Source organism: Kitasatospora sp. NPDC094015 (assembly GCF_040304075.1).
Taxonomy (GTDB): Bacteria; Actinomycetota; Actinomycetes; order Streptomycetales; family Streptomycetaceae; genus Kitasatospora.
In genome coordinates, this window is record NZ_JBEOUL010000006.1 from 140,312 (window position 1) to 162,009 (window position 21,698).

The 21,698-nt window shown below is 68.3% G+C and carries 33 protein-coding genes; all 33 read left to right on the forward strand.

Going from position 1 to position 21,698, the window contains the following annotated elements; genetic code table 11:
* Nucleotides 1-28 precede the first annotated feature (28 nt).
* On the forward strand, nt 29-865 hold the full coding sequence (rplB, locus tag ABT014_RS10090; protein WP_350638220.1) for a 50S ribosomal protein L2: 837 nt from the start codon (nt 29-31) through the stop codon (nt 863-865).
* Between the two features lie 11 nt (nt 866-876).
* Nucleotides 877-1,158, forward strand: coding sequence for a 30S ribosomal protein S19 (rpsS, locus tag ABT014_RS10095; protein ID WP_014136283.1), 282 nt, complete (start codon nt 877-879; stop codon nt 1,156-1,158).
* Nucleotides 1,159-1,243: 85 nt separating this feature from the next.
* Nucleotides 1,244-1,591 (forward strand): 50S ribosomal protein L22, encoded by a 348-nt coding sequence (gene rplV, locus ABT014_RS10100; protein ID WP_033824229.1) that lies wholly within the window; start codon nt 1,244-1,246, stop codon nt 1,589-1,591.
* Nucleotides 1,591-2,415 carry a 30S ribosomal protein S3 gene (rpsC, locus tag ABT014_RS10105; RefSeq protein WP_350638223.1) on the forward strand — a complete coding sequence of 275 codons (825 nt, stop codon included), beginning with the start codon at nt 1,591-1,593 and terminating at the stop codon, nt 2,413-2,415. The genes rplV and rpsC overlap by 1 nt, the downstream gene beginning before the upstream one ends.
* A gap of 3 nt (nt 2,416-2,418) precedes the next feature.
* The gene (gene rplP, locus ABT014_RS10110) at nt 2,419-2,838 is read left to right on the forward strand and encodes a 50S ribosomal protein L16 (protein WP_033824227.1); all 420 of its coding nucleotides are present in this window, start codon (nt 2,419-2,421) and stop codon (nt 2,836-2,838) included.
* On the forward strand, nt 2,838-3,062 hold the full coding sequence (gene rpmC, locus ABT014_RS10115; protein WP_030055825.1) for a 50S ribosomal protein L29: 225 nt from the start codon (nt 2,838-2,840) through the stop codon (nt 3,060-3,062). Before rplP ends, rpmC begins: the two co-directional genes overlap by 1 nt.
* A complete protein-coding gene (rpsQ, locus tag ABT014_RS10120; protein ID WP_033824226.1) occupies nt 3,062-3,334 on the forward strand; it encodes a 30S ribosomal protein S17 in 273 nt (90 codons plus the stop codon). Before rpmC ends, rpsQ begins: the two co-directional genes overlap by 1 nt.
* A 99-nt stretch (nt 3,335-3,433) precedes the next feature.
* Entirely contained in the window at nt 3,434-3,805 is a 372-nt protein-coding gene (rplN, locus tag ABT014_RS10125; RefSeq protein ID WP_030263487.1) for a 50S ribosomal protein L14, read from the forward strand.
* 15 nt (nt 3,806-3,820) lie between these two features.
* Nucleotides 3,821-4,132 (forward strand): 50S ribosomal protein L24, encoded by a 312-nt coding sequence (rplX, locus tag ABT014_RS10130; RefSeq protein ID WP_148644962.1) that lies wholly within the window; start codon nt 3,821-3,823, stop codon nt 4,130-4,132.
* A complete protein-coding gene (gene rplE, locus ABT014_RS10135) occupies nt 4,132-4,701 on the forward strand; it encodes a 50S ribosomal protein L5 (protein ID WP_033824225.1) in 570 nt (189 codons plus the stop codon). The genes rplX and rplE overlap by 1 nt, the downstream gene beginning before the upstream one ends.
* Before the next feature lie 2 nt (nt 4,702-4,703).
* Nucleotides 4,704-4,889: a type Z 30S ribosomal protein S14 gene (locus tag ABT014_RS10140; protein WP_030263476.1), complete on the forward strand. Its 186-nt coding sequence runs from the start codon at nt 4,704-4,706 to the stop codon at nt 4,887-4,889.
* 266 nt (nt 4,890-5,155) lie between these two features.
* A complete protein-coding gene (rpsH, locus tag ABT014_RS10145; protein ID WP_030055831.1) occupies nt 5,156-5,563 on the forward strand; it encodes a 30S ribosomal protein S8 in 408 nt (135 codons plus the stop codon).
* Between the two features lie 22 nt (nt 5,564-5,585).
* A complete protein-coding gene (rplF, locus tag ABT014_RS10150; protein ID WP_350638227.1) occupies nt 5,586-6,125 on the forward strand; it encodes a 50S ribosomal protein L6 in 540 nt (179 codons plus the stop codon).
* Between the two features lie 3 nt (nt 6,126-6,128).
* Nucleotides 6,129-6,512 (forward strand): 50S ribosomal protein L18, encoded by a 384-nt coding sequence (gene rplR / locus ABT014_RS10155; RefSeq protein WP_350638229.1) that lies wholly within the window; start codon nt 6,129-6,131, stop codon nt 6,510-6,512.
* Nucleotides 6,513-6,560: 48 nt separating this feature from the next.
* Nucleotides 6,561-7,184: a 30S ribosomal protein S5 gene (rpsE, locus tag ABT014_RS10160; RefSeq protein WP_033824222.1), complete on the forward strand. Its 624-nt coding sequence runs from the start codon at nt 6,561-6,563 to the stop codon at nt 7,182-7,184.
* Nucleotides 7,184-7,366 carry a 50S ribosomal protein L30 gene (gene rpmD, locus ABT014_RS10165; protein WP_073924296.1) on the forward strand — a complete coding sequence of 61 codons (183 nt, stop codon included), beginning with the start codon at nt 7,184-7,186 and terminating at the stop codon, nt 7,364-7,366. Before rpsE ends, rpmD begins: the two co-directional genes overlap by 1 nt.
* A 1-nt stretch (nt 7,367) precedes the next feature.
* Entirely contained in the window at nt 7,368-7,820 is a 453-nt protein-coding gene (gene rplO, locus ABT014_RS10170; RefSeq protein WP_350638230.1) for a 50S ribosomal protein L15, read from the forward strand.
* 280 nt (nt 7,821-8,100) lie between these two features.
* Nucleotides 8,101-9,408 carry a preprotein translocase subunit SecY gene (gene secY / locus ABT014_RS10175; RefSeq protein WP_350638231.1) on the forward strand — a complete coding sequence of 436 codons (1,308 nt, stop codon included), beginning with the start codon at nt 8,101-8,103 and terminating at the stop codon, nt 9,406-9,408.
* Nucleotides 9,408-10,067: an adenylate kinase gene (locus tag ABT014_RS10180; protein ID WP_350638232.1), complete on the forward strand. Its 660-nt coding sequence runs from the start codon at nt 9,408-9,410 to the stop codon at nt 10,065-10,067. The genes secY and ABT014_RS10180 overlap by 1 nt, the downstream gene beginning before the upstream one ends.
* Before the next feature lie 136 nt (nt 10,068-10,203).
* Nucleotides 10,204-11,040, forward strand: coding sequence for a type I methionyl aminopeptidase (gene map, locus ABT014_RS10185; protein ID WP_350638233.1), 837 nt, complete (start codon nt 10,204-10,206; stop codon nt 11,038-11,040).
* 119 nt (nt 11,041-11,159) lie between these two features.
* On the forward strand, nt 11,160-11,585 hold the full coding sequence (gene mscL, locus ABT014_RS10190; protein ID WP_350638234.1) for a large conductance mechanosensitive channel protein MscL: 426 nt from the start codon (nt 11,160-11,162) through the stop codon (nt 11,583-11,585).
* 190 nt (nt 11,586-11,775) lie between these two features.
* Complete coding sequence (gene infA, locus ABT014_RS10195; protein ID WP_003956442.1) at nt 11,776-11,997, forward strand: translation initiation factor IF-1; 222 nt, start codon at nt 11,776-11,778, stop codon at nt 11,995-11,997.
* 35 nt (nt 11,998-12,032) lie between these two features.
* Nucleotides 12,033-12,146 carry a 50S ribosomal protein L36 gene (gene rpmJ / locus ABT014_RS10200; protein ID WP_003956441.1) on the forward strand — a complete coding sequence of 38 codons (114 nt, stop codon included), beginning with the start codon at nt 12,033-12,035 and terminating at the stop codon, nt 12,144-12,146.
* A gap of 175 nt (nt 12,147-12,321) precedes the next feature.
* Complete coding sequence (rpsM, locus tag ABT014_RS10205) at nt 12,322-12,702, forward strand: 30S ribosomal protein S13 (protein WP_350638235.1); 381 nt, start codon at nt 12,322-12,324, stop codon at nt 12,700-12,702.
* 74 nt (nt 12,703-12,776) lie between these two features.
* Entirely contained in the window at nt 12,777-13,184 is a 408-nt protein-coding gene (gene rpsK / locus ABT014_RS10210; protein WP_014136257.1) for a 30S ribosomal protein S11, read from the forward strand.
* A gap of 128 nt (nt 13,185-13,312) precedes the next feature.
* Nucleotides 13,313-14,335: a DNA-directed RNA polymerase subunit alpha gene (locus ABT014_RS10215; protein ID WP_033824215.1), complete on the forward strand. Its 1,023-nt coding sequence runs from the start codon at nt 13,313-13,315 to the stop codon at nt 14,333-14,335.
* Between the two features lie 130 nt (nt 14,336-14,465).
* The gene (rplQ, locus tag ABT014_RS10220) at nt 14,466-14,939 is read left to right on the forward strand and encodes a 50S ribosomal protein L17 (protein ID WP_350638236.1); all 474 of its coding nucleotides are present in this window, start codon (nt 14,466-14,468) and stop codon (nt 14,937-14,939) included.
* A gap of 127 nt (nt 14,940-15,066) precedes the next feature.
* On the forward strand, nt 15,067-15,969 hold the full coding sequence (truA, locus tag ABT014_RS10225) for a tRNA pseudouridine(38-40) synthase TruA (protein WP_350638237.1): 903 nt from the start codon (nt 15,067-15,069) through the stop codon (nt 15,967-15,969).
* Between the two features lie 59 nt (nt 15,970-16,028).
* A complete protein-coding gene (locus ABT014_RS10230; protein WP_350638238.1) occupies nt 16,029-17,693 on the forward strand; it encodes an ABC-F family ATP-binding cassette domain-containing protein in 1,665 nt (554 codons plus the stop codon).
* 225 nt (nt 17,694-17,918) lie between these two features.
* Nucleotides 17,919-18,362: a 50S ribosomal protein L13 gene (gene rplM, locus ABT014_RS10235; RefSeq protein ID WP_033824211.1), complete on the forward strand. Its 444-nt coding sequence runs from the start codon at nt 17,919-17,921 to the stop codon at nt 18,360-18,362.
* A 48-nt stretch (nt 18,363-18,410) separates the two neighbouring features.
* The gene (gene rpsI, locus ABT014_RS10240) at nt 18,411-18,914 is read left to right on the forward strand and encodes a 30S ribosomal protein S9 (RefSeq protein ID WP_035981606.1); all 504 of its coding nucleotides are present in this window, start codon (nt 18,411-18,413) and stop codon (nt 18,912-18,914) included.
* 166 nt (nt 18,915-19,080) lie between these two features.
* Nucleotides 19,081-20,448, forward strand: coding sequence for a phosphoglucosamine mutase (gene glmM / locus ABT014_RS10245; protein ID WP_350638239.1), 1,368 nt, complete (start codon nt 19,081-19,083; stop codon nt 20,446-20,448).
* A 147-nt stretch (nt 20,449-20,595) separates the two neighbouring features.
* Nucleotides 20,596-21,696 (forward strand): hypothetical protein, encoded by a 1,101-nt coding sequence (locus tag ABT014_RS10250; protein ID WP_350638240.1) that lies wholly within the window; start codon nt 20,596-20,598, stop codon nt 21,694-21,696.
* Nucleotides 21,697-21,698: the final 2 nt, after the last annotated feature.

The following is a 21,698-nucleotide window of genomic DNA, read 5'->3' on the forward strand; positions in this document are numbered from 1 at the left end:
GTGATCGTCGATAAGGACGAGGACGAAAATGGGTATCCGCAAGTACAAGCCGACTACGCCGGGCCGTCGTGGCTCCAGCGTGGCCGACTTCGTCGAAATCACGCGGTCCACGCCGGAGAAGTCGCTGGTTCGCCCGCTGCACAGCAAGGGCGGCCGTAACAACGCCGGTCGTATCACCGCTCGCCACCAGGGTGGCGGTCACAAGCGCGCCTACCGCGTGATCGACTTCCGTCGTCACGACAAGGACGGCGTGCCGGCCAAGGTCGCTCACATCGAGTACGACCCCAACCGCACCGCGCGCATCGCGCTCCTGCACTACGCGGACGGCGAGAAGCGCTACATCATCGCCCCCCGCGGCGTTGCGCAGGGTGACCGGATCGAGAACGGCGCTGGCGCCGACATCAAGCCGGGCAACAACCTGCCGCTGCGCAACATCCCGGTTGGTACCACCATCCACGCGGTGGAGCTGCGTCCCGGTGGCGGTGCCAAGATGGCCCGCTCCGCCGGCGCCGGCATCCAGCTGCTCGCCCGTGAGGGTCGCATGGCGCACCTGCGCATGCCCTCCGGTGAGATCCGCCTGGTGGACGCGCGCTGCCGCGCGACCATCGGCGAGGTCGGCAACGCCGAGCAGTCGAACATCAACTGGGGCAAGGCCGGCCGTATGCGCTGGAAGGGCGTCCGCCCGACCGTGCGTGGTGTGGCCATGAACCCGATCGACCACCCGCACGGTGGTGGTGAGGGTAAGACCTCCGGTGGTCGCCACCCGGTCTCGCCGTGGGGTAAGCCCGAGGGCCGCACCCGTCGCCCGAACAAGGCGTCGGACAAGCTCATCGTGCGCCGCCGCAAGACCAACAAGAAGCGCTAGGAGCAGGTCAGATGCCGCGCAGTCTCAAGAAGGGCCCCTTCATCGACGACCACCTTCAGAAGAAGGTGGACGTCCAGAACGAGGCGGGCACGCAGAACGTCATCAAGACCTGGTCCCGTCGTTCCGTGATCTCGCCGGCCATGCTCGGCCACACGATCGCGGTGCACGATGGCCGCAAGCACGTCCCGGTGTTCGTCACCGAGTCGATGGTCGGCCACAAGCTCGGCGAGTTCGCCCCCACGCGCACCTTCAAGGGGCACGTGAAGGAAGACCGCAAGTCGAAGCGTCGCTAAGCACCAGTTCGAAGCTTCGCAGCGGGTGCTCGCGAGCTTGAGCGCCAGCAAGACTCACATGACTTACACCAGCAAGGGGACAACCATGGAAGCCAGGGCCCAGGCGCGGTACATCCGCGTCACGCCCATGAAGGCCCGCCGCGTGGTGGACCTCATCCGTGGCCTTAACGCCACGGAGGCCCAGGCGGTCCTGCGTTTCGCTCCGCAGGCCGCCACCGTGCCGGTCGGCAAGGTGCTCGACAGCGCCATCGCCAACGCCGTGCACAACTACAACCACAACAACGTGGACGACCTCGTGATCTCCGAGGCGTACGTTGACGAGGGCCCGACCCTGAAGCGGTTCCGGCCGCGTGCCCAGGGCCGCGCCTACCGGATCCGCAAGCGGACCAGCCACATCACCGTGGTCGTCAGCAGCAAGGAAGGGACCCGGTAATGGGCCAGAAGGTTAACCCGCACGGGTTCCGCCTCGGCATCAGCACGGACTTCAAGTCCCGCTGGTACGCCGACAAGCTGTACAAGGACTACGTCAAGGAAGACGTTGCCATTCGTCGCATGATGACGAAGGGCATGGAGCGCGCCGGCATCTCGAAGGTTGAGATCGAGCGCACCCGCGACCGCGTCCGCGTCGACATCCACACCGCTCGTCCGGGCATCGTCATCGGTCGCCGCGGCGCGGAGGCCGACAAGATCCGGGGCAACCTGGAGAAGCTGACCGGCAAGCAGGTCCAGCTGAACATCCTCGAGGTCAAGAACCCCGAGCTGGACGCCCAGCTCGTGGCTCAGGGCGTCGCGGAGCAGCTGTCCTCCCGCGTCTCCTTCCGTCGTGCGATGCGCAAGTCGATGCAGAGCACCATGAAGGCCGGCGCCAAGGGCATCAAGGTCCAGTGCTCCGGTCGTCTCGGCGGCGCCGAGATGAGCCGTTCGGAGTTCTACCGCGAGGGCCGTGTGCCGCTGCACACCCTTCGTGCGAACGTCGACTACGGCTTCTTCGAGGCCAAGACGACCTTCGGCCGCATCGGCGTGAAGGTCTGGATCTACAAGGGCGACGTCAAGAACATCGCCGAGGTCCGCGCTGAGAACGCTGCTGCCCGCTCGGGCAACCGCCCGGCCCGCAACGACGCCCGCCCCGCGCGCGGCGAGCGTGGCGGCGCCCGTGGTGGCGAGCGCGGTGGCCGTGGCCGTCGCCCCCAGGGCACCGAGGCTGCCGCCCCGGTGACCGAGGCTCCGGCTGCAGAGAACACCGGAACGGAGGCCTGACCCATGCTGATCCCTCGTAGGGTCAAGCACCGCAAGCAGCACCACCCCAAGCGCCGCGGCGCTGCCAAGGGTGGCACCGAGCTCGCGTTCGGCGAGTACGGCATCCAGGCCGTCACCCCGGCCTACGTGACGAACCGTCAGATCGAGTCCGCTCGTATCGCGATCACCCGTCACATCCGCCGTGGTGGCAAGGTCTGGATCAACATTTACCCGGACCGCCCGCTCACCAAGAAGCCGGCCGAGACCCGCATGGGTTCCGGTAAGGGTTCGCCCGAGTGGTGGATCGCGAACGTGCACCCGGGTCGGGTCATGTTCGAGCTGTCGTACCCCAACGAGAAGGTGGCTCGTGAGGCGCTGACCCGCGCAGCTCACAAGCTCCCGATGAAGTGCCGGATTGTCCGGCGCGAGGCAGGTGAGAGCTGATGTCGGCCGGCACCAAGGCTGCTGAGCTGCGCGAGCTGGACAACGAGGGTCTCGTTGCCAAGCTCCGCGAGGCCAAGGAGGAGCTGTTCAACCTCCGCTTCCAGGCGGCGACCGGGCAGCTCGACAACCACGGACGGCTCAAGCTCGTCCGGAAGGACATCGCGCGGATCTACACCCTGATGCGCGAGCGCGAGCTGGGCATCGAGACGGTGGAGAACGCCTGATGACTGAGAACACCAACGAGACGCGCGGTTTCCGCAAGACCCGTGAGGGTCTCGTCGTCAGCGACAAGATGGACAAGACCGTCGTCGTCGCCGTCGAGGACCGCGTCAAGCACGCTCTGTACGGCAAGGTCATCCGCCGTACGAACAAGCTGAAGGCGCACGACGAGCAGAACGCTTGCGGCATCGGCGACCGGGTCCTCCTGATGGAGACCCGCCCGCTGTCCGCGACGAAGCGCTGGCGCGTCGTCGAGATCCTCGAGAAGGCCAAGTAACGAAGCCGATGTGGTACGGCCGTATGTGCTCGATGTCGCGAGACGATCGAGTGAGCAGCGGCCGGCCCGTCGACTCTCGTTGACGATCAGGAGAAAGCTGTGATCCAGCAGGAGTCGCGACTGCGCGTCGCCGACAACACTGGTGCCAAGGAGATCCTTTGCATCCGTGTTCTCGGTGGCTCCGGTCGCCGCTACGCCGGTATCGGGGACGTCATCGTCGCCACCGTCAAGGACGCGATCCCCGGCGGTTCGGTGAAGAAGGGTGACGTCGTCAAGTGCGTCATCGTCCGCACCGTCAAGGAGCGTCGTCGTCCGGATGGCTCGTACATCCGCTTCGACGAGAACGCTGCGGTCGTTCTGAAGAACACCGACGGTGACCCCCGTGGCACCCGCATCTTCGGCCCGGTGGGCCGCGAGCTGCGTGACAAGAAGTTCATGAAGATCATCTCGCTGGCGCCGGAGGTGCTCTAACCCATGGCGAACAGCATGAAGATCAAGAAGGGTGACCTGGTTCAGGTCATCACCGGCAAGGACCGCGGCAAGCAGGGCAAGGTCATCCAGGCCCTCCCCGCCGAGAACAAGGTCCTCGTCGAGGGTGTGAACCGGGTCAAGAAGCACACCAAGCCGGGCCCGGGCACCCAGGGTGGCATCGTCACCGTCGAGGCTCCCGTGCACGTCTCCAACGTCCAGCTGGTCGTTGAGAAGGACGGCAAGAAGGTCGTCACCCGCGTTGGTTACCGCTTCGACGACGAGGGCAACAAGATCCGCGTTGCCAAGCGAACCGGTGAGGACATCTGATGTCTGAGACGACTGTTGAGAAGGTGGCCCCCCGCCTCAAGGAGCGTTACAACTCCGAGATCAAGGGCCAGCTGCACGAGCAGTTCTCGTACGAGAACGTCATGCTGATCCCCGGCCTGGTCAAGGTCGTGGTCAACATGGGTGTCGGCGAGGCCGCCCGTGACAGCAAGCTGATCGAGGGCGCGATCAAGGACCTGACCGCGATCACCGGCCAGAAGCCGGCCGTGACCAAGGCCCGCAAGTCCATCGCGCAGTTCAAGCTCCGCGAGGGGCAGCCGATCGGCGCCCACGTCACCCTCCGTGGTGACCGCATGTGGGAGTTCGTGGACCGTCTGGTGTCGCTGGCTCTGCCGCGTATCCGTGACTTCCGCGGCCTCTCGCCCAAGCAGTTCGACGGCCGTGGCAACTACACCTTCGGTCTGACCGAGCAGGTCATGTTCCACGAGATCGACCAGGACAAGGTCGACCGTCAGCGCGGTATGGACATCACCGTCGTGACCACCGCTCAGACCGACGATGAAGGCCGGGCGCTGCTGCGCGCCCTGGGCTTCCCGTTCAAGGAGGCGTGAGCATGGCGAAGAAGGCCCTGATCGCAAAGGCCGAGCGTAAGCCGAAGTTCGGCGTCCGGGCGTACACCCGATGCCAGCGCTGCGGCCGTCCGCACTCGGTGTACCGCAAGTTCGGCCTGTGCCGTGTGTGCCTCCGTGAGATGGCGCACCGCGGCGAGCTGCCGGGTGTGACCAAGAGCTCCTGGTAACCCCGGAGCACCAGGCACAGCAACGCGACGCAGTGGTGCCCGACCCCCTCCTTTTGGGTCTCCGTACGGAATCCCGTAAGGTAGTGGGGTCGGGCCCCCTGCCGCAGCATCTCCTATAGGTGCTCGCGGCTCTCTTCTGAGGGCTCGCACCCAGTCTTACTACCGCCGCAGGTCCCCTGCGCTTGTGCCCCTTTCGCACTCTTTTGCGAGTGCGCGGAGGGGGACCTGGCGCGGAGAAACCACGGCGAGAGAGGCCTGAGGCCATCATGACCATGACCGACCCCATCGCAGACATGCTCACGCGTCTGCGTAACGCGAACTCGGCGTACCACGACTCCGTGGCGATGCCGGCCAGCAAGATCAAGGCGCACGTCGCCGAGATCCTGCAGCAGGAGGGGTACATCTCCTCCTACAAGGTTGAGGAGCCGGTTGAGGGCGAGGTCGGCAAGAAGCTGACCATCGAGCTCAAGTTCGGCCCGAACCGTGAGCGCTCCATTGCCGGCATCAAGCGCATCAGCAAGCCGGGTCTGCGCGTTTACGCAAAGTCCACCAACCTGCCGAAGGTGCTCGGCGGCCTGGGCGTGGCGATCATCTCCACGTCCTCGGGTCTCCTCACCGACAAGCAGGCCGCCAAGAAGGGCGTAGGCGGAGAAGTTCTCGCCTACGTCTGGTAATTCGGGAAACGGAGGTACAGCAATGTCTCGCATTGGACGGCTGCCCATCCCGGTTCCCGCCGGCGTGGACGTCACCATCGATGGCCGCGAGGTGTCGGTGAAGGGCCCCAAGGGCTCCCTCACCCACGTCGTCGCCGCGCCGATCGAGATCGGCAAGGGCGAGGACGGCAACCTGCTCGTCACCCGCCCGAACGACGAGCGTCAGTCGAAGGCCCTGCACGGCCTGTCGCGGACGCTGGTGGCGAACATGATCACCGGCGTGACCGCGGGCTACCGCAAGTCGCTGGAGATCAGCGGTGTTGGTTACCGAGTCGCTGCGAAGGGCTCCGCGATGGAGTTCCAGCTCGGCTACAGCCACCCGATCCTGATCGAGGCCCCGGAGGGCATCTCCTTCGTGGTCGAGTCGCCCACCAAGTTCCACGTGGACGGGATCGACAAGCAGCTCGTGGGTGAGGTTTCGGCCAAGATCCGCAAGCTGCGCAAGCCTGACCCGTACAAGGCCAAGGGCGTCAAGTACGCGGGCGAGGTCATCCGCCGCAAGGTCGGAAAGAGTGGTAAGTAAGCGATGAGCGTCTCTGTCAAGATCGGCAAGGGCAACGCCTACAAGAACGCCGCCCGCAAGCGCCGCGCCATCCGCGTTCGCAAGCGCGTCACCGGCACCGAGCTGCGTCCGCGGCTCGTGGTGACCCGCTCGAACCGTCACATGGTCGCCCAGGTCATCGACGACGCCAAGGGTCACACCCTGGCGTCGGCGTCCACCCTCGATGTTTCCATCCGTGGCAACGAGGGCGACAAGACCGAGCTGGCCAAGAAGGTCGGAGCCCTGGTCGCCGAGCGCGCCAAGGCCGCCGGCATCGAGTCGGTCGTCTTCGACCGCGCGGGCAACCGGTACGCCGGCCGCATCGCCGCCCTGGCGGACGCGGCCCGTGAGGCCGGGCTCGACTTCTAAGCCGCTCGTCGGCCTAGTCGACGGACGTAATCGAGAGAGGTAATTCCAATGGCTGGACCCCAGCGCCGCGGTAGCGGCGCCGGCGGCGGCACCGGCGGTGGCGAGCGGCGTGACCGTAAGCGTGACGACCGGGGCAACGCTCCCGCCGTCGAGAAGACTGCTTACGTTGAGCGCGTCGTAGCGATCAACCGTGTCGCCAAGGTTGTCAAGGGTGGTCGTCGTTTCAGCTTCACCGCGCTGGTCGTGGTGGGCGACGGTGACGGCACCGTGGGTGTCGGATACGGCAAGGCGAAGGAGGTTCCGGCCGCCATCGCCAAGGGTGTTGAGGAGGCCAAGAAGAACTTCTTCAAGGTCCCCCGTATCCAGGGCACCATCCCGCACCCGATCCAGGGTGAGAAGGCCGCCGGCGTCGTGCTCCTGAAGCCGGCGTCCCCCGGTACCGGCGTTATCGCCGGTGGCCCGGTGCGTGCCGTCCTGGAGTGCGCCGGCGTCCACGACATCCTGTCGAAGTCGCTCGGCTCGGACAACGCGATCAACATCGTGCACGCCACCGTGGCTGCTCTGAAGGGCCTCGTGCGCCCCGAGGAGATCGCCGCCCGCCGTGGCCTGCCGCTGGAGGACGTGGCTCCCGCCGCTCTGCTGCGGGCGCGTGCTGCCGGGGTGAGCGCCTGATGGCTCGCCTCAAGATCACGCAGACCAAGTCCTACATCGGTAGCAAGCAGAACCACCGTGACACCCTTCGTTCGCTTGGTCTCAAGCGGATGAACGACGTGGTCGTGAAGGAGGACCGTCCCGAGATCCGCGGGATGGCCCAGACCGTCCGTCACCTCGTCACGGTTGAGGAGGTCGACTGACATGGCGGACAATCCGCTGAAGGTCCACAACCTGAAGCCTGCCCCGGGTGCCAAGACCGCCAAGATCCGTGTGGGTCGTGGTGAGGGTTCCAAGGGTAAGACCGCAGGTCGTGGTACCAAGGGCACCAAGGCCCGCTACCAGGTTCCGCAGCGCTTCGAGGGTGGCCAGATGCCCCTCCACATGCGCCTGCCGAAGCTGAAGGGCTTCAAGAACCCGGCCCACAAGCAGTTCCAGGTCGTGAACCTGGACAAGCTGGCCGAGCTCTACCCGCAGGGTGGCGAGGTCACCGTGGCCGACCTGATCGCGAAGGGCGCCGTTCGCAAGAACGAGCTCGTCAAGGTCCTCGGCCAGGGCGACATCGCGGTGGCGCTGCAGGTGACGGTCGACGCCGTCTCCGGCTCCGCGGCCGAGAAGATCACCGCTGCCGGCGGCACCGTCACCGAGCTCCTCTGAGCCTGCTGACCCAGGGCCCCGCAGTTCCCGAAAGGGAGCTGCGGGGCCTGCTGCATTTTGCAGACGAATTGTGTGCCAAAACCGGGCAAGCCGTACCCCGTCAGTGGGGGAGCAGCGGCTCAAGCTTCTGCCCGGTGGCCGAGCACTGTTAGAGTCCGTGGAGTTCCCTTGTACGCTGGCGCCAGGCTTGCCTGCGCCAGCCCGTACCGGGGCGCGCAATCCACTCCCCATTCAGGACCGACCCTCCCGCCGACGATGTGCGGGAGGCGCAGGAGGCACCGTGCTCAGTGCGTTCGCGCGGGCGTTCCAGACGCCCGACCTGCGCAAGAAGCTGCTGTTCACGCTGGGCATCATGGTGCTGTTCAGGGCGGGCGCGCACATTCCCGTACCGGGCGTCAACTTCGTTGCCGTCAACCAGTGCCTGAAGGACACCCCGGGTGGTCTGTTCGCCCTGGTGAACCTCTTCAGCGGTAATGCGCTGCTCCAGCTGACGATCTTCGCGCTCGGCATCATGCCGTACATCACGGCCAGCATCATCCTCCAGCTGCTCACCGTGGTCATCCCGCGGCTCGAGGCGCTGAAGAAGGAGGGCCAGGCCGGTACCGCGAAGATCACCCAGTACACCCGCTACCTGACCATCGCGCTCGCCGTGCTCCAGGGCACCGGCATCGTGGCGACGGCCTCCAGCGGCGCCCTGTTCAGTGGTTGCGCGTACGCCAACCAGGTCGTGCCGGACCAGTCCGTCTTCCGGATCGCCACCATGGTCATCACGATGACCGCGGGCACCACCGTGATCATGTGGCTCGGTGAGCTGATCACCGACCGCGGCATCGGCAACGGCATGTCCATCCTGATCTTCACCTCGATCGCGGCCGGCTTCCCCGGCTCGATGTGGCAGATCAAGCAGTCCGGCACCATCGGCGGCGGCTGGGTCGAGTTCTTCAGCGTCATCGCGGTCGGCATCGTCGTGGTCGGCCTGGTCATCTTCGTGGAGCAGGCGCAGCGCCGGATCCCGGTGCAGTACGCGAAGCGGATGATCGGGCGGCGGGCGTTCGGCGGTACCTCGACCTACATCCCGCTCAAGGTGAACCAGGCCGGCGTGATCCCGGTCATCTTCGCCTCCTCGCTCCTCTACATCCCGGCGCTGGTGGTCCAGCTCACCAACAGCCAGGCGGGCTGGGCGGTCTGGGTCAAGAACCACTTCGTCAAGGGTGACCACCCGGTCTACATGGTCACGTACTTCGTACTGATCGTCTTCTTCGCCTTCTTCTACGTCGCCATCTCCTTCAACCCCGAAGAAGTTGCCGACAATATGAAGAAGTATGGTGGGTTCATCCCGGGTATCCGGGCCGGCCGACCGACGGCCGAGTACCTGAACTACGTGCTCACCCGCATCACGTGGCCGGGATCGCTCTACCTGGGTCTGATCGCGTTGATCCCGATGATCGCCCTGGTCGCCTTCGGACAGCAGACCAACTTCCCGTTCGGCGGCACCAGCGTCCTCATCGTCGTCGGCGTGGGCCTCGAAACTGTCAAGCAGATCGAGAGCCAACTCCAGCAGCGTAACTACGAAGGGTTCCTCCGCTGATGCGAATCGTCCTCGTCGGGCCTCCCGGGGCAGGGAAGGGTACTCAGGCGCACGTCCTGGCCAAGACCCTGTCCATCCCGCACATCTCCACCGGAGACCTGTTCCGCGCCAACATCAGCCAGGGCACCCCGCTGGGGCTCGAGGCCAAGGCGTACATGAACGAGGGTCGCCTGGTGCCGGATGAGGTCACCATCGGCATGGCCAAGGACCGGATGCTCCAGGCGGACGCCGCCGGCGGCTTCCTCCTCGACGGCTTCCCGCGGAACCTGGTCCAGGCGAAGGCGCTGGACGAGTTCCTGGTCGAGCAGGGCATCGCCCTGGACGGCGTGCTGGACCTCGAGGTCCCCGAGGACGAGGTCGTCAACCGGATCGCCGGACGCCGGCTCTGCCGCAACGACGGGGGCCACGTCTACCACGTGGTCTACAACCCGTCGAAGGAGGAGGGCGTCTGCGACGAGTGCGGCGGCGAGCTGTACCAGCGTCCGGACGACACCGAGGACAAGGTGCGGACCCGGCTCGAGGTCTACCACACGGAGACCGAGCCGATCATCGACTACTACGCGCAGCAGAGCCTGCTGGTGACCATCCCGGCCCTGGGCAAGGTGGACGAGGTCACCGGGCGGGCGATCGCCGCGCTGGAGAAGAACAAGGACGCCTGAGCGTCCCGCAGTGCCAGGAAACGGCCGGGGAGCCCCGCACGGGGCGCCCCGGCCGTTTCCGGCGTCGTACGGTGGTAAGCAGCACGGCCGCCCGGCAAGGACCGGGCGCGCGACGAACAGTGGAAGGCGTGACCGGATGGTGGAGATCAAGACCCCCGAGCAGATCGCGAAGATGCGGGTGGCCGGGCTGGTCGTCGCCGAAGCGCTCAAGGCCTGCCGGGAGGCGGTCGCCCCGGGGGTGACCACCCAGGAGCTGAACGACATCGCGGCGAAGGTGATCGCCGACCACGGCGCGACCTCGAACTTCCGCGCGGACCACGGCGGACTCTGGTTCCCCGGGGTGATCTGCGCCTCGGTGAACAACGAGGTGGTGCACGGCATCCCCGGCGAGCGGGTGCTCCAGGAGGGCGACCTGATCTCGATCGACTGCGGCGCGATCGTGGACGGTTGGCACGGCGACGCCGCGATCACCGTCCCGGTCGGTGAGGTGGCCCCCGAGCACACCCTGCTGAGCCGGGTCACCGAGGGCTCGATGTGGGCCGGCATCGCCCAGATGAAGAAGGGCAACCGGCTGGCCGACGTGTCCCGGGCGATCGAGGGCTTCATCCGCCGCCAGCCGCTGCCGCCCAAGGGCAAGTGGGGCATCACCGAGGGGTACGGCGGCCACGGCATCGGCACCGCGATGCACATGGAGCCGCACGTGCTGAACTACGTGGCCGGCCGCGGCAAGGGCCCCAAGCTGATCCCGGGCACCGTGCTGGCGATCGAGCCGATGGTCGGGCTCGGCACCCCGCACACCACCGTGCTGGAGGACGACTGGACCGTGGTGACCAACGACGGCACCTGGGCCTCGCACTGGGAGCACTCGGTGGCCGTGACCGAGCAGGGTCCGCTGGTGCTGACCGCCTTCGACGGCGGCCGGGCCGAGCTCGCCAAGCTGGGCATCACCGCAGCTCCGGACCCGCTGGCCTGACCGGCGCGGGATCAGGGCCTGGAGGCTTCGGCCTCCAGGCCCTTTGTCCTATTTTGACACTGGCGGACTTTTCGCTAGGCTCCGGCGTTTGACGGCCACCACAACACAAGGGGCGAGCAGTGCTCAAGGGCTTCCGCGACTTCATGATGCGCGGCAACGTGATCGACATGGCGGTCGGTGTCGTCATCGGTGCCGCGTTCACCGGTGTCGTGACCGGCTTCGTGTCCGCGTTCCTCACCCCGCTGGTCGGCGTGGTGGTCGGCGCGGCCGGCGACTTCAGCAGCTACAAGTTCCCGGTGGCGGGCGTCACGTTCCCGTACGGCCAGTTCCTGAACGCGCTGATCGCCTTCCTGATGACCGCCGCGGTGCTGTACTTCTGCGTGGTGCTGCCGGTCGCCAAGGCGACCGCCCGCTACCTGCCGAAGAAGCCCAGGACCCCCAAGCGCCCCTGCCCGGAGTGCCTGACCGAGATCCCCGAGGCGGCCCGCCGCTGCTCGGCCTGCACCGCGGTGGTCGAGCCGGTCGCGGTCGCGGTCAAGTACTGAGCCCGGGTGCGCAGCGTGACCGGTCGGCATCGTTTTGGCGTCGGGTTGCTGCCTGACGTAGACTGATGCGTCGGCTCACTCGTAGCGTGCTTCGGCACGCCCTCTTCCCGTGAGGGTTGGGGTGGACCCAGGCTCGCACACGAGCGTGCCGCATGCGGTAGCCGGCCCCGGAAGGTGGATCTCGCAGTTCATGGCAAAGAAGCAAGGCGCCATTGAGATCGAGGGCACCGTGATCGAGTCTCTTCCGAACGCCATGTTCAAGGTCGAGCTGCAGAACGGTCACAAGGTCCTCGCGCACATCAGCGGCAAGATGCGTATGCACTACATCCGCATCCTCCCGGACGACCGGGTTGTCGTGGAGCTCAGCCCTTACGACCTGACTCGCGGCCGGATCGTCTACCGGTACAAGTAAGAACCTGCCAGATCTAGACCCGGAGAACCTGAACCATGAAGGTCAAGCCGAGCGTCAAGAAGATCTGCGACAAGTGCAAGGTGATCCGCCGTCACGGCCGGGTCATGGTGATCTGCGACAACCTGCGCCACAAGCAGCGCCAGGGCTGATCTCTTCCCCGCATTTCTCGTAGTACTTCGCGCGACGCGCACAACGTCATAACGCGGGCTGCCCGATCCGTCCCAGGGACGGACTGCCACCCCCGGTCAGAGGCCGGGGCTCCCTCGCCGAGAGGTGTTGGAGTAGGTACCCCGCAAGACCTCTGAAGAACCACAGGAGCCATGAATGGCACGCCTCGCCGGCGTTGATCTCCCCCGCGAAAAGCGGATCGAGATCGCCCTCACGTACGTCTACGGCATCGGCCGTACCCGCGCCCAGCAGACGCTGGCCGAGACCGGTGTGAGCCCGGACGTCCGCGTCCGCGACATCACCGAGGACGACCTCGTCAAGCTGCGTGAGTACATCGACGCCAACTACAAGGTCGAGGGTGACCTCCGCCGTGAGGTGGCCGCCGACATCCGCCGCAAGGTCGAGATCGGCTGCTACGAGGGCCTGCGCCACCGCCGCGGTCTGCCCGTCCGCGGCCAGCGCACCCACACCAACGCGCGTACCCGCAAGGGCCCGCGTCGCGCGATTGCCGGTAAGAAGAAGCCGGGCAAGAAGTAGTCCGTCCCGTAAACCGGACATCCCTCCGGCCCGCGGGTCAGCGGACCGACCACCTCAGTAGGAGATACAGACTTATGCCCCCCAAGGGTCGTCAGGCTGCCGGCGCGAAGAAGATCCGCCGCAAGGAGAAGAAGAACGTCGCTCACGGGCACGCCCACATCAAGAGCACGTTCAACAACACCATCGTTTCGATCACCGACCCCTCGGGCAACGTGATCTCCTGGGCCTCTGCCGGCCACGTCGGCTTCAAGGGCTCGCGCAAGTCCACCCCGTTCGCCGCGCAGATGGCCGCCGAGGCCGCCGCCCGCCGCGCGCAGGAGCACGGCATGCGCAAGGTCGACGTCTTCGTCAAGGGTCCGGGCTCCGGCCGCGAGACCGCGATCCGCTCGCTCCAGGCCACCGGCCTGGAGGTGGGCTCGATCCAGGACGTCACCCCCACCCCGCACAACGGCTGCCGTCCGCCGAAGCGCCGCCGCGTCTGACGCAGCGCCTTCGGGCACGCGGGTGCTTTAAACCTCGTACGGGGTCCCGTTTCACGCGGGACCCCGTACGCTTGGTTCTGTTCGGCATCAAATAGTGGGTGCCGAAGACAACTGGAGGATCTGAAAACATGCTGATCGCTCAGCGCCCCTCGCTGACCGAAGAGGTCGTCGACGAGTTCCGCTCGCGGTTCGTGATCGAGCCGCTCGAGCCGGGCTTCGGCTACACCCTCGGCAACTCGCTCCGCCGCACGCTCCTCTCCTCGATCCCCGGCGCTGCTGTCACCAGCATCCGGATCGACGGTGTCCTGCACGAGTTCACCACCGTGCCGGGCGTCAAGGAGGACGTCACCGACCTCATCCTCAACATCAAGCAGCTGGTCGTCTCCTCGGAGCACGACGAGCCGGTCGTGATGTACCTGCGCAAGCAGGGTCCGGGTGTGGTCACCGCCGCCGACATCGCGCCCCCGGCCGGTGTCGAGGTGCACAACCCCGAGCTGGTCCTGGCCACGCTGAACGGCAAGGGCAAGCTGGAGATGGAGCTGACCGTCGAGCGCGGTCGCGGCTACGTCTCCGCCGTGCAGAACAAGGCGTCCGGCCAGGAGATCGGCCGGATCCCGGTCGACTCGATCTACAGCCCCGTGCTGAAGGTCACCTACAAGGTCGAGGCCACCCGTGTCGAGCAGCGGACCGACTTCGACAAGCTGATCGTCGACGTCGAGACCAAGCCCGCCATGCGCCCCCGGGACGCCATGGCCTCGGCCGGCAAGACCCTCGTCGAGCTGTTCGGCCTCGCCCGCGAGCTGAACGTCGACGCCGAGGGCATCGACATGGGCCCGTCCCCGACGGACGCCGCCCTGGCCGCCGACCTGGCGCTGCCGATCGAGGAGCTGGAGCTCACCGTTCGGTCGTACAACTGCCTCAAGCGCGAGGGCATCCACACCGTGGGTGAGCTCGTCGCCCGCTCCGAGGCCGACCTGCTCGACATCCGCAACTTCGGTGCGAAGTCGATCGACGAGGTCAAGGCGAAGCTGGCCGGCATGGGCCTGGCCCTCAAGGACAGCCCGCCCGGATTCGACCCGACCGCCGCCGCCGACGCCTTCGGCGCCGACGACCTGGACGACGCGGGTTACGCGGAGACCGAGCAGTACTAAGAGTTTGTGGCGGGGGCGTCCCCTGGTGGGCCGCCCCCGGCTCAATGCAGGAAAGCCGTCCGGGCAACCGTGCCCGGCCGCCCGCTGCGGTACCTGATACGGCCGCAGTCGGAGATACAAGGAGTCATCCATGCCGCGTCCCACCAAGGGTGCCCGCCTCGGCGGCGGCCCGCACCACGAGCCGCTGCTGCTCGCCGGTCTGTGCCGGGAGCTGTTCCAGTACGGCCGCATCACCACGACCGAGGCCAAGGCCCGTCGGATGCGCCCGCTGGCGGAGAAGCTGATCACCAAGGCGAAGAAGGGCGACATCCACAACCGTCGCCTGGTTCGCAAGACGATCACCGACGTCTCCGTGCTGCACACTCTCTTCACCGAGATCGCGCCGCGCTACGAGAACCGTCCCGGTGGCTACACCCGGATCACCAAGATCATGCCCCGTCGTGGCGACAACGCCCCGATGGCCGTGATCGAGCTGGTCGAGGGCCTGACCGTCGCCCAGACCGCCGTCGGCGAGGCCGAGGGCGCCACCAAGCGCGCCGTCAAGGAGGCCGACCAGGCCGCCGAGGCGAAGGCCGACGAGACCGCCGAGGTCGAGAACGCCTGACACCGCGAGGTGTGAGTCCGGGCCCGCCCACCGCTTCGGCGGGGGGCGGGCCCGTTCCTTGTGTCCGGAAGCCCTTCCGGCATCGATTCCGGCACCCAATTCCGGTACCAGCGGGGAGAGTTCAGCAGTGCCCAAGGATTGCGAGCAGACGCCTGCGCAGCAGGACGGCCCGGCCGAGGGCCTGGTCCGGATCCGGCTCGACCTCGCCTACCACGGCGGCGAGTTCTCCGGCTGGGCACGGCAGCCGGGACGCCGCACGGTCCAGGGCGAGATCGAGGACGCGCTGCGGATCGTCACCCGCAGCGAGCGGACCTACGACCTCACGGTGGCCGGCCGCACCGACGCCGGGGTGCACGCCCGCGGCCAGGTCGCCCACGTCGACCTGCCGCGCGAGCTGTGGGCCGGGCACGGCGAGAAGCTGCTGCGGCGGTTGGCCGGCCGGCTGCCCGCGGACATCCGGATCTTCCGGGTGGGGGAGGCCCCGAGCGGCTTCGACGCCCGGTTCGCGGCGATCTGGCGCCGGTACGCGTACCGGGTGGCGGACCACCCGGGCGGGGTGGACCCGCTGCTGCGCGGCCACGTGCTCTGGCACGACCGGCCGGTGGACATCGAGAAGATGAACGAGGCGGCCCGGCTGCTGGTCGGCGAGCACGACTTCGCCGCGTACTGCAAGAAGCGCGAGGGCGCGACCACCATCCGCACCCTGCTGGAGCTGCGCTGGGACCGGGTGCCGGTGGACGGCTACGCCACCCAGGAGGGCAGCCTGGCGGTGGCCACCGTGCGCGCGGACGCCTTCTGCCACAACATGGTGCGGGCGCTGGTCGGGGCGATGCTGCTGGTCGGCGACGGGCACCGGCCGGTGGAGTTCCCCGGCGAGGTGCTGCGCGGCGGGGTGCGCAACTCCGCGGTGAACGTGATCCGGCCGTACGGGCTGACCCTGGAGGAGGTCGGCTACCCGGCCGACGACCGGCTCGCCGAGCGCAACCGCGCGGCCCGGCGGATGCGGACCCTGCCGGGCGTCGAGGGCTGAGCGGCCCCGGCCCGAAAAGCGGTTTGGCCCGCGCCGCCGCCCCAGGCACAATCGCCGCCATGGGACACGTCGAGATTTCACACCTGGAGTACTACCTGCCGGACGGACGGGTGCTGTTCGACGACGCGTCCTTCCGGGTCGGGGAGGGCGCCGCGGTCGCCCTGGTCGGGGCCAACGGCGCCGGCAAGACCACCCTGCTCCGCATGATCGCCGGTGACGTGCAGCCGCACGGCGGCACCGTCACGGTCAGCGGCGGGCTCGGCGTGATGCGCCAGTTCGTCGGCACCACCGGCCGCGAGGACCTGCGCGAGACCCCCGGCGCGCTGCCGCCGGACGCCTCCGTGCGCGACCTGCTGGTCTCGGTCGCCCCGCCGCGGATCGCGGTCGCCGCCCGCGCGGTGGACGCCGCCGAGCTGGCGATGATGGCCCAGGACGACGAGAAGACGCAGATGGCGTACGCCCAGGCGCTCTCCGACTGGGCGGACGTCGGCGGCTACGACTACGAGACCGACTGGGACGTGTGCACCACCGCCGCGCTCGGGATGCCGTTCGACCGGGCCCAGTTCCGCGGGCTGAACACCCTCTCCGGCGGCGAGCAGAAGCGGCTGGTGCTGGAGTGCCTGCTGCGCGGCCCGGACGAGGTGCTGCTGCTGGACGAGCCGGACAACTACCTGGACGTGCCCGGCAAGCGCTGGCTGGAGGAGGCCATCAAGGCCAGCTCCAAGACCGTGCTGTACATCTCGCACGACCGCGAGCTGCTGTCCCGGACCGCCGACAAGATCATCAGCGTCGAGTCCGGCTTCGGCGGCGGGGGCAGCAGCGTCTGGGTGCACGGCGGCGGCTTCGACTCCTTCCACGAGGCCCGCAAGGAGCGGTTCGCGCGCTTCGAGGAGCTCGGTCGGCGCTGGGACGAGGAGCACGCCAAGCTCAAGAAGCTGGTGGTCAACCTGCGCCAGGCGGCCTCCGTCAGCCACGCGCTGGCCACCCGCTACGCGGCCGCGCAGACCCGGCTGAAGAAGTTCGAGGAGGCCGGCCGGCCGGAGGAGCCGCCGCGCGAGCAGAACATCAGCATGCGGCTCAAGGGCGGCCGCACCGGCGTGCGGGCGCTCACCCTGGAGGGCCTGGAACTGACCGGCCTGATGAAGCCCTTCGACCTGGAGGTCTACTACGGCCAGCGGGTCGCGGTGCTCGGCTCCAACGGCTCCGGCAAGTCGCACTTCCTGCGGCTGCTGGCCGGCGACGAGTCGGTCGCGCACGCCGGCACCTGGAAGCTCGGCGCCCGGGTGGTGCCCGGCCACTTCCGGCAGACCCACGCCCACCCCGAGCTGTTCGGGCGCACCGTGCGCTCGATCATCGAGGAGGAGCACGCGCTCAGCCGCGGCGCCGCGATGGGCGCGCTGCGCCGGTACGAGCTGGACCGGCAGGAGGAGCAGCGCTTCGAGTCGCTCTCCGGCGGCCAGCAGGCCCGGCTGATGATCCTCAAGCTGGAGCTCTCCGGGGTGACGGCGCTGCTGCTCGACGAGCCGACCGACAACCTGGACCTGGAGAGCGCCGAGGCGCTCCAGGAGGGTCTGGAGGCGTTCGACGGCACCGTGTTGTGCGTCACCCACGACCGCTGGTTCGCCCGGACCTTCGACCGGTTCCTGGTGTTCGGCTCGGACGGACGGGTGTACGAGGCGCCGGAGCCGGTCTGGGACGAGACCCGGGTGGTGCGTGATCGGTGAGGGCGGTCCCGAGCGTTTTTGACCGGTGCCGTGCGGGCCGGTAGGGTGGGCCCTTGTTGTGCGTATTGGCTCGCTCCATCTCACGTGAGAGGTCGGTACGCCGGAGACACCAGGCCGATGTTCAGCGGCCCTCCTCTGAATTGCGTCCAGAGCGGGCAAGGCTGATCTCCTCGTCCAGCGTGCTCCTGTCAAGGACACACTCACTGAAAAGCGAAGGCTACGACCGTGCGTACGTACAGCCCCAAGCCCGGCGACGTCCAGCGTCAGTGGCACGTCATCGACGCGAACGACGTCGTGCTCGGCCGCCTGGCCTCCCAGGCCGCCTCCATCCTGCGGGGCAAGCACAAGGCGATCTACGCGCCGCACGTTGACACCGGTGACTTCGTCATCATCATCAACGCTGACAAGGTGCACCTGTCGGGTAACAAGAAGACCCAGAAGCTGGCGTACCGCCACAGCGGTTTCCCGGGCGGTCTCCGCTCGGTCCGCTACGACGAGCTGCTCGACAAGAACCCCGAGAAGGCCGTCGAGAAGGCCATCAAGGGCATGCTCCCCAAGAACAGCCTGGGCCGCCAGATGCTCTCCAAGCTGAAGGTCTACTCGGGCGACCAGCACCCGCACGCTGCGCAGCAGCCGGTGCCGTTCGAGATCACCCAGGTCGCGCAGTAATTCCGGCCACCCAACCCCATCACTGAAAAGCAGGAGCTGAGGAACACCGTGGCCGAGACTGCCATCGAGAACACCCTCGAGGTCGAGTTCGACGAGAACGTCGACGAGTACACCTCCGAGACCGAGTACAGCACCGAGTCGCTGGCCGGCCGCTTCGGCGAGGCCACCCCGGGCGCCGGGCTCGGCCGCCGCAAGGAGGCGATCGCCCGCGTGCGCATCGTCCCCGGCACCGGCAAGTGGAAGATCAACGGTCGCACCCTGGAGAACTACTTCCCCAACAAGGTGCACCAGCAGACCGTGAACGAGCCGTTCAAGCTCCTCGAGCTCGACGGCCGTTACGACGTCGTGGCCCGCATCGCGGGTGGCGGCGTCTCCGGTCAGGCCTACGCGCTGCGCCTCGGCGTCGCCCGTGCGCTGAACGAGGCCGACGTGGACAACAACCGCGCCGCCCTGAAGAAGGCCGGCTTCCTGATGCGTGACGCGCGTGCCGTCGAGCGCAAGAAGGCCGGTCTCAAGAAGGCCCGTAAGGCGCCGCAGTACAGCAAGCGCTAATTGCGCCCCGGGGGGTGCGTGCCGCCCTGGTGGTGCGCGCCCTCGGGTGCACCTCGTACGCCCCGGAGTACCTCGTGTACTCCGGGGCGTCGTGCTCCCCGGCCCCGGTGGGGTGGCCGGGAGCGGACGGATGATTTGGCAGCAGGGGCCGACAAAGGACGGAAGCATGGGACGACTCTTCGGTACGGACGGGGTACGCGGTGTGGCCAACGAGGGCTTGACCGCCGAACTGGCCCTGGGCCTGTCGGTGGCGGCGGCCCACGTGCTCGGTGACGCGGGGGCCTTCGACGGCCACCGGCCGGTCGCCGTGGTCGGGCGCGACCCGCGGGCCTCCGGGGAGTTCCTGGAGGCCGCCGTGATCGCCGGTCTGGCGAGCGCGGGCGTGGACGTGCTGCGGGTCGGCGTGCTGCCGACGCCCGCCGTGGCGTACCTGACCGGGGCGCTCGGCGCCGACTTCGGCGTGATGCTCTCCGCGAGCCACAACGCGATGCCGGACAACGGCATCAAGTTCCTCGCCCGCGGCGGCCACAAGCTGGACGACGCGATCGAGGACGCGATCGAGGAGCACTACCACCGCTACGGCCTGGGCACCGACGAGGACTGGAAGCGCCCCACCGGCGCCGCCGTCGGCCGGGTCCGCCAGTACACCGAGGGCTTCGACCGGTACGTGGCCCACCTGGTCGCCGTGCTGCCGAACCGGCTGGACGGGGTCAAGGTCGTCATCGACGGCGCGCACGGCGCGGCCGCCCGGGTCGCCCCCGAGGCCTTCGCCCGGGCCGGCGCCGAGGTGGTCTACACGCTGGGCGCCGAGCCCAACGGCCTGAACATCAACGACGGTGTCGGCTCCACCCACCTGGACAAGCTCCGCACCGCGATGCGCGAGCACAAGGCCGACCTGGGGATCGCCCTGGACGGCGACGCCGACCGCTGCCTGGCGGCCGACGCCGAGGGCAACGAGGTGGACGGCGACCAGATCCTCGCGATCCTCGCGGTCGCCATGCGCGAGGCCGGCACCCTGCGCGGCAACACCGCGGTCGCCACCGTGATGTCCAACCTGGGCTTCAAGCTGGCGATGGAGCGCGAGGGCATCGAGCTGGTGCAGACCGCGGTCGGCGACCGCTACGTGCTGGAGGAGATGAAGCAGCACGGCTTCGCCCTCGGTGGCGAGCAGTCCGGCCACGTCATCCTGCTGGACCACGCGACCACCGGTGACGGCACCCTCACCGGCCTGATGCTGGGCGCCCGGCTGGCCGCGACCAAGCAGTCGCTGGCCGAGCTGGCCGAGGTGATGACCCGCCTGCCGCAGGTCCTGATCAACGTCAAGGGCGTCGACCGCACCCGGGTCGCCAACTCGGTCGAGCTGGCCGCAGCGGTCTCCGCGGCGGAGACCGAACTGGGCGCCACCGGACGGGTGTTGCTGCGCCCGTCGGGCACCGAGCCGCTGGTGCGGGTGATGGTGGAGGCCGCCGACGAGGTCCAGGCCAAGGCCGTCGCCGAGCGCCTGGCCGAGGCGGTCCGCACCCACCTGGGCTGAGTGGTCCCCGGCCTCGCCGGGCATGCTGGAACGGGCACGGTTGCGTTGCGTTATGACAACTGGGCGGCGCAACCGTGGCCCGGATCTGGAGACTGATCCAAATACCGATAATATGCTCCGCGTGAGCAGAGGGTGGGGGTGTTACTGATGTCCGAGGAGCAGCAGTCGCAGCCGGTGGCCGGACAGCCGCCGCAGCAGCCCGGGCAAGCGGTGCCGCCCCAGGGGTACGGGTACCCGCCGCAGCAGCCGGTGCCCGGCCAGGCGGTGCCGGCGCACCCCGGCCAGGGCGCGCCCGTCCAAGGTGCCCAGCCCGGTTACGGCTACCCGCCGCAGCAGCCAGGCTTCCCCGGTCAGCCGGCCACCGCGCAGACCCCGCCGCCCTATCAGGCCCCGTACAACCCGGCCGCGTTCGGGCAGTACCCCGGTGGCCAGCCGCCGGTCGAGGGCCGGTACGGCCCGGCGACCTTCCAGAACGGTGCGGAGGAGCCCGACTGGTCGGCGATGGCCGCGCGCCACGAGGCGGAGGGGCGCAAGAAGAAGCGCACCGTCGCCGTGGCCGTCGCGCTGCTGGCCACCGTCGCGCTCGCCGGCATCGCCGCCGTGGTGATCCACGTGGCCGGCAAGGACGAGAAGCCGGACAACCCGGCGGCCCCCAAGGTGTCGTCCGGCCCGTCCACCCCCGGTGGCAAGAGCGGCACGCCCAGTGCCCAGCCGACCAGCCCGGAGGCGGCGCTGGCCAAGGCCGGCACCGACACCGCGCCGATGACCGTGGACACGCTCTTCCCCGAGGCCCAGATCACCGTGGACGGCCGGGCCTACACCCGCGGCGCGACGGAGTTCTCCGACCTGTGCGGCAACGCCACCAACAACGGTCTCGGAGCCGTCCTCGACGCGCAGAAGTGCCGCGGGGTCTACCTCGCCACCTACGTCTCGGACGGGGCCGTGGTGACCGTCGGCGTCGCCGTCTTCGACAGCAAGGGCCAGGCGGACAAGGCCGAGGGCGCCGCGGCCGGCAACGTCAAGGTGCTGGTGAAGGACACCGTGCCGAAGGTCTGCCCCGACGTCACCAAGTGCGACATCGGGCACAAGGCGATCGGCCGCTACGTCTCGTTCACCACCTCGGGCAACCGCGACCTGAGCCCCTCCGCGCCGGACAAGCCGGCCCCGCGGGCCGCCGCCGACGTGCAGAAGTACGTGCTGGGCGTTCTGACGGAGCGTGGTCGCGCCGCGATGAAGAGTTCCGGCTGACC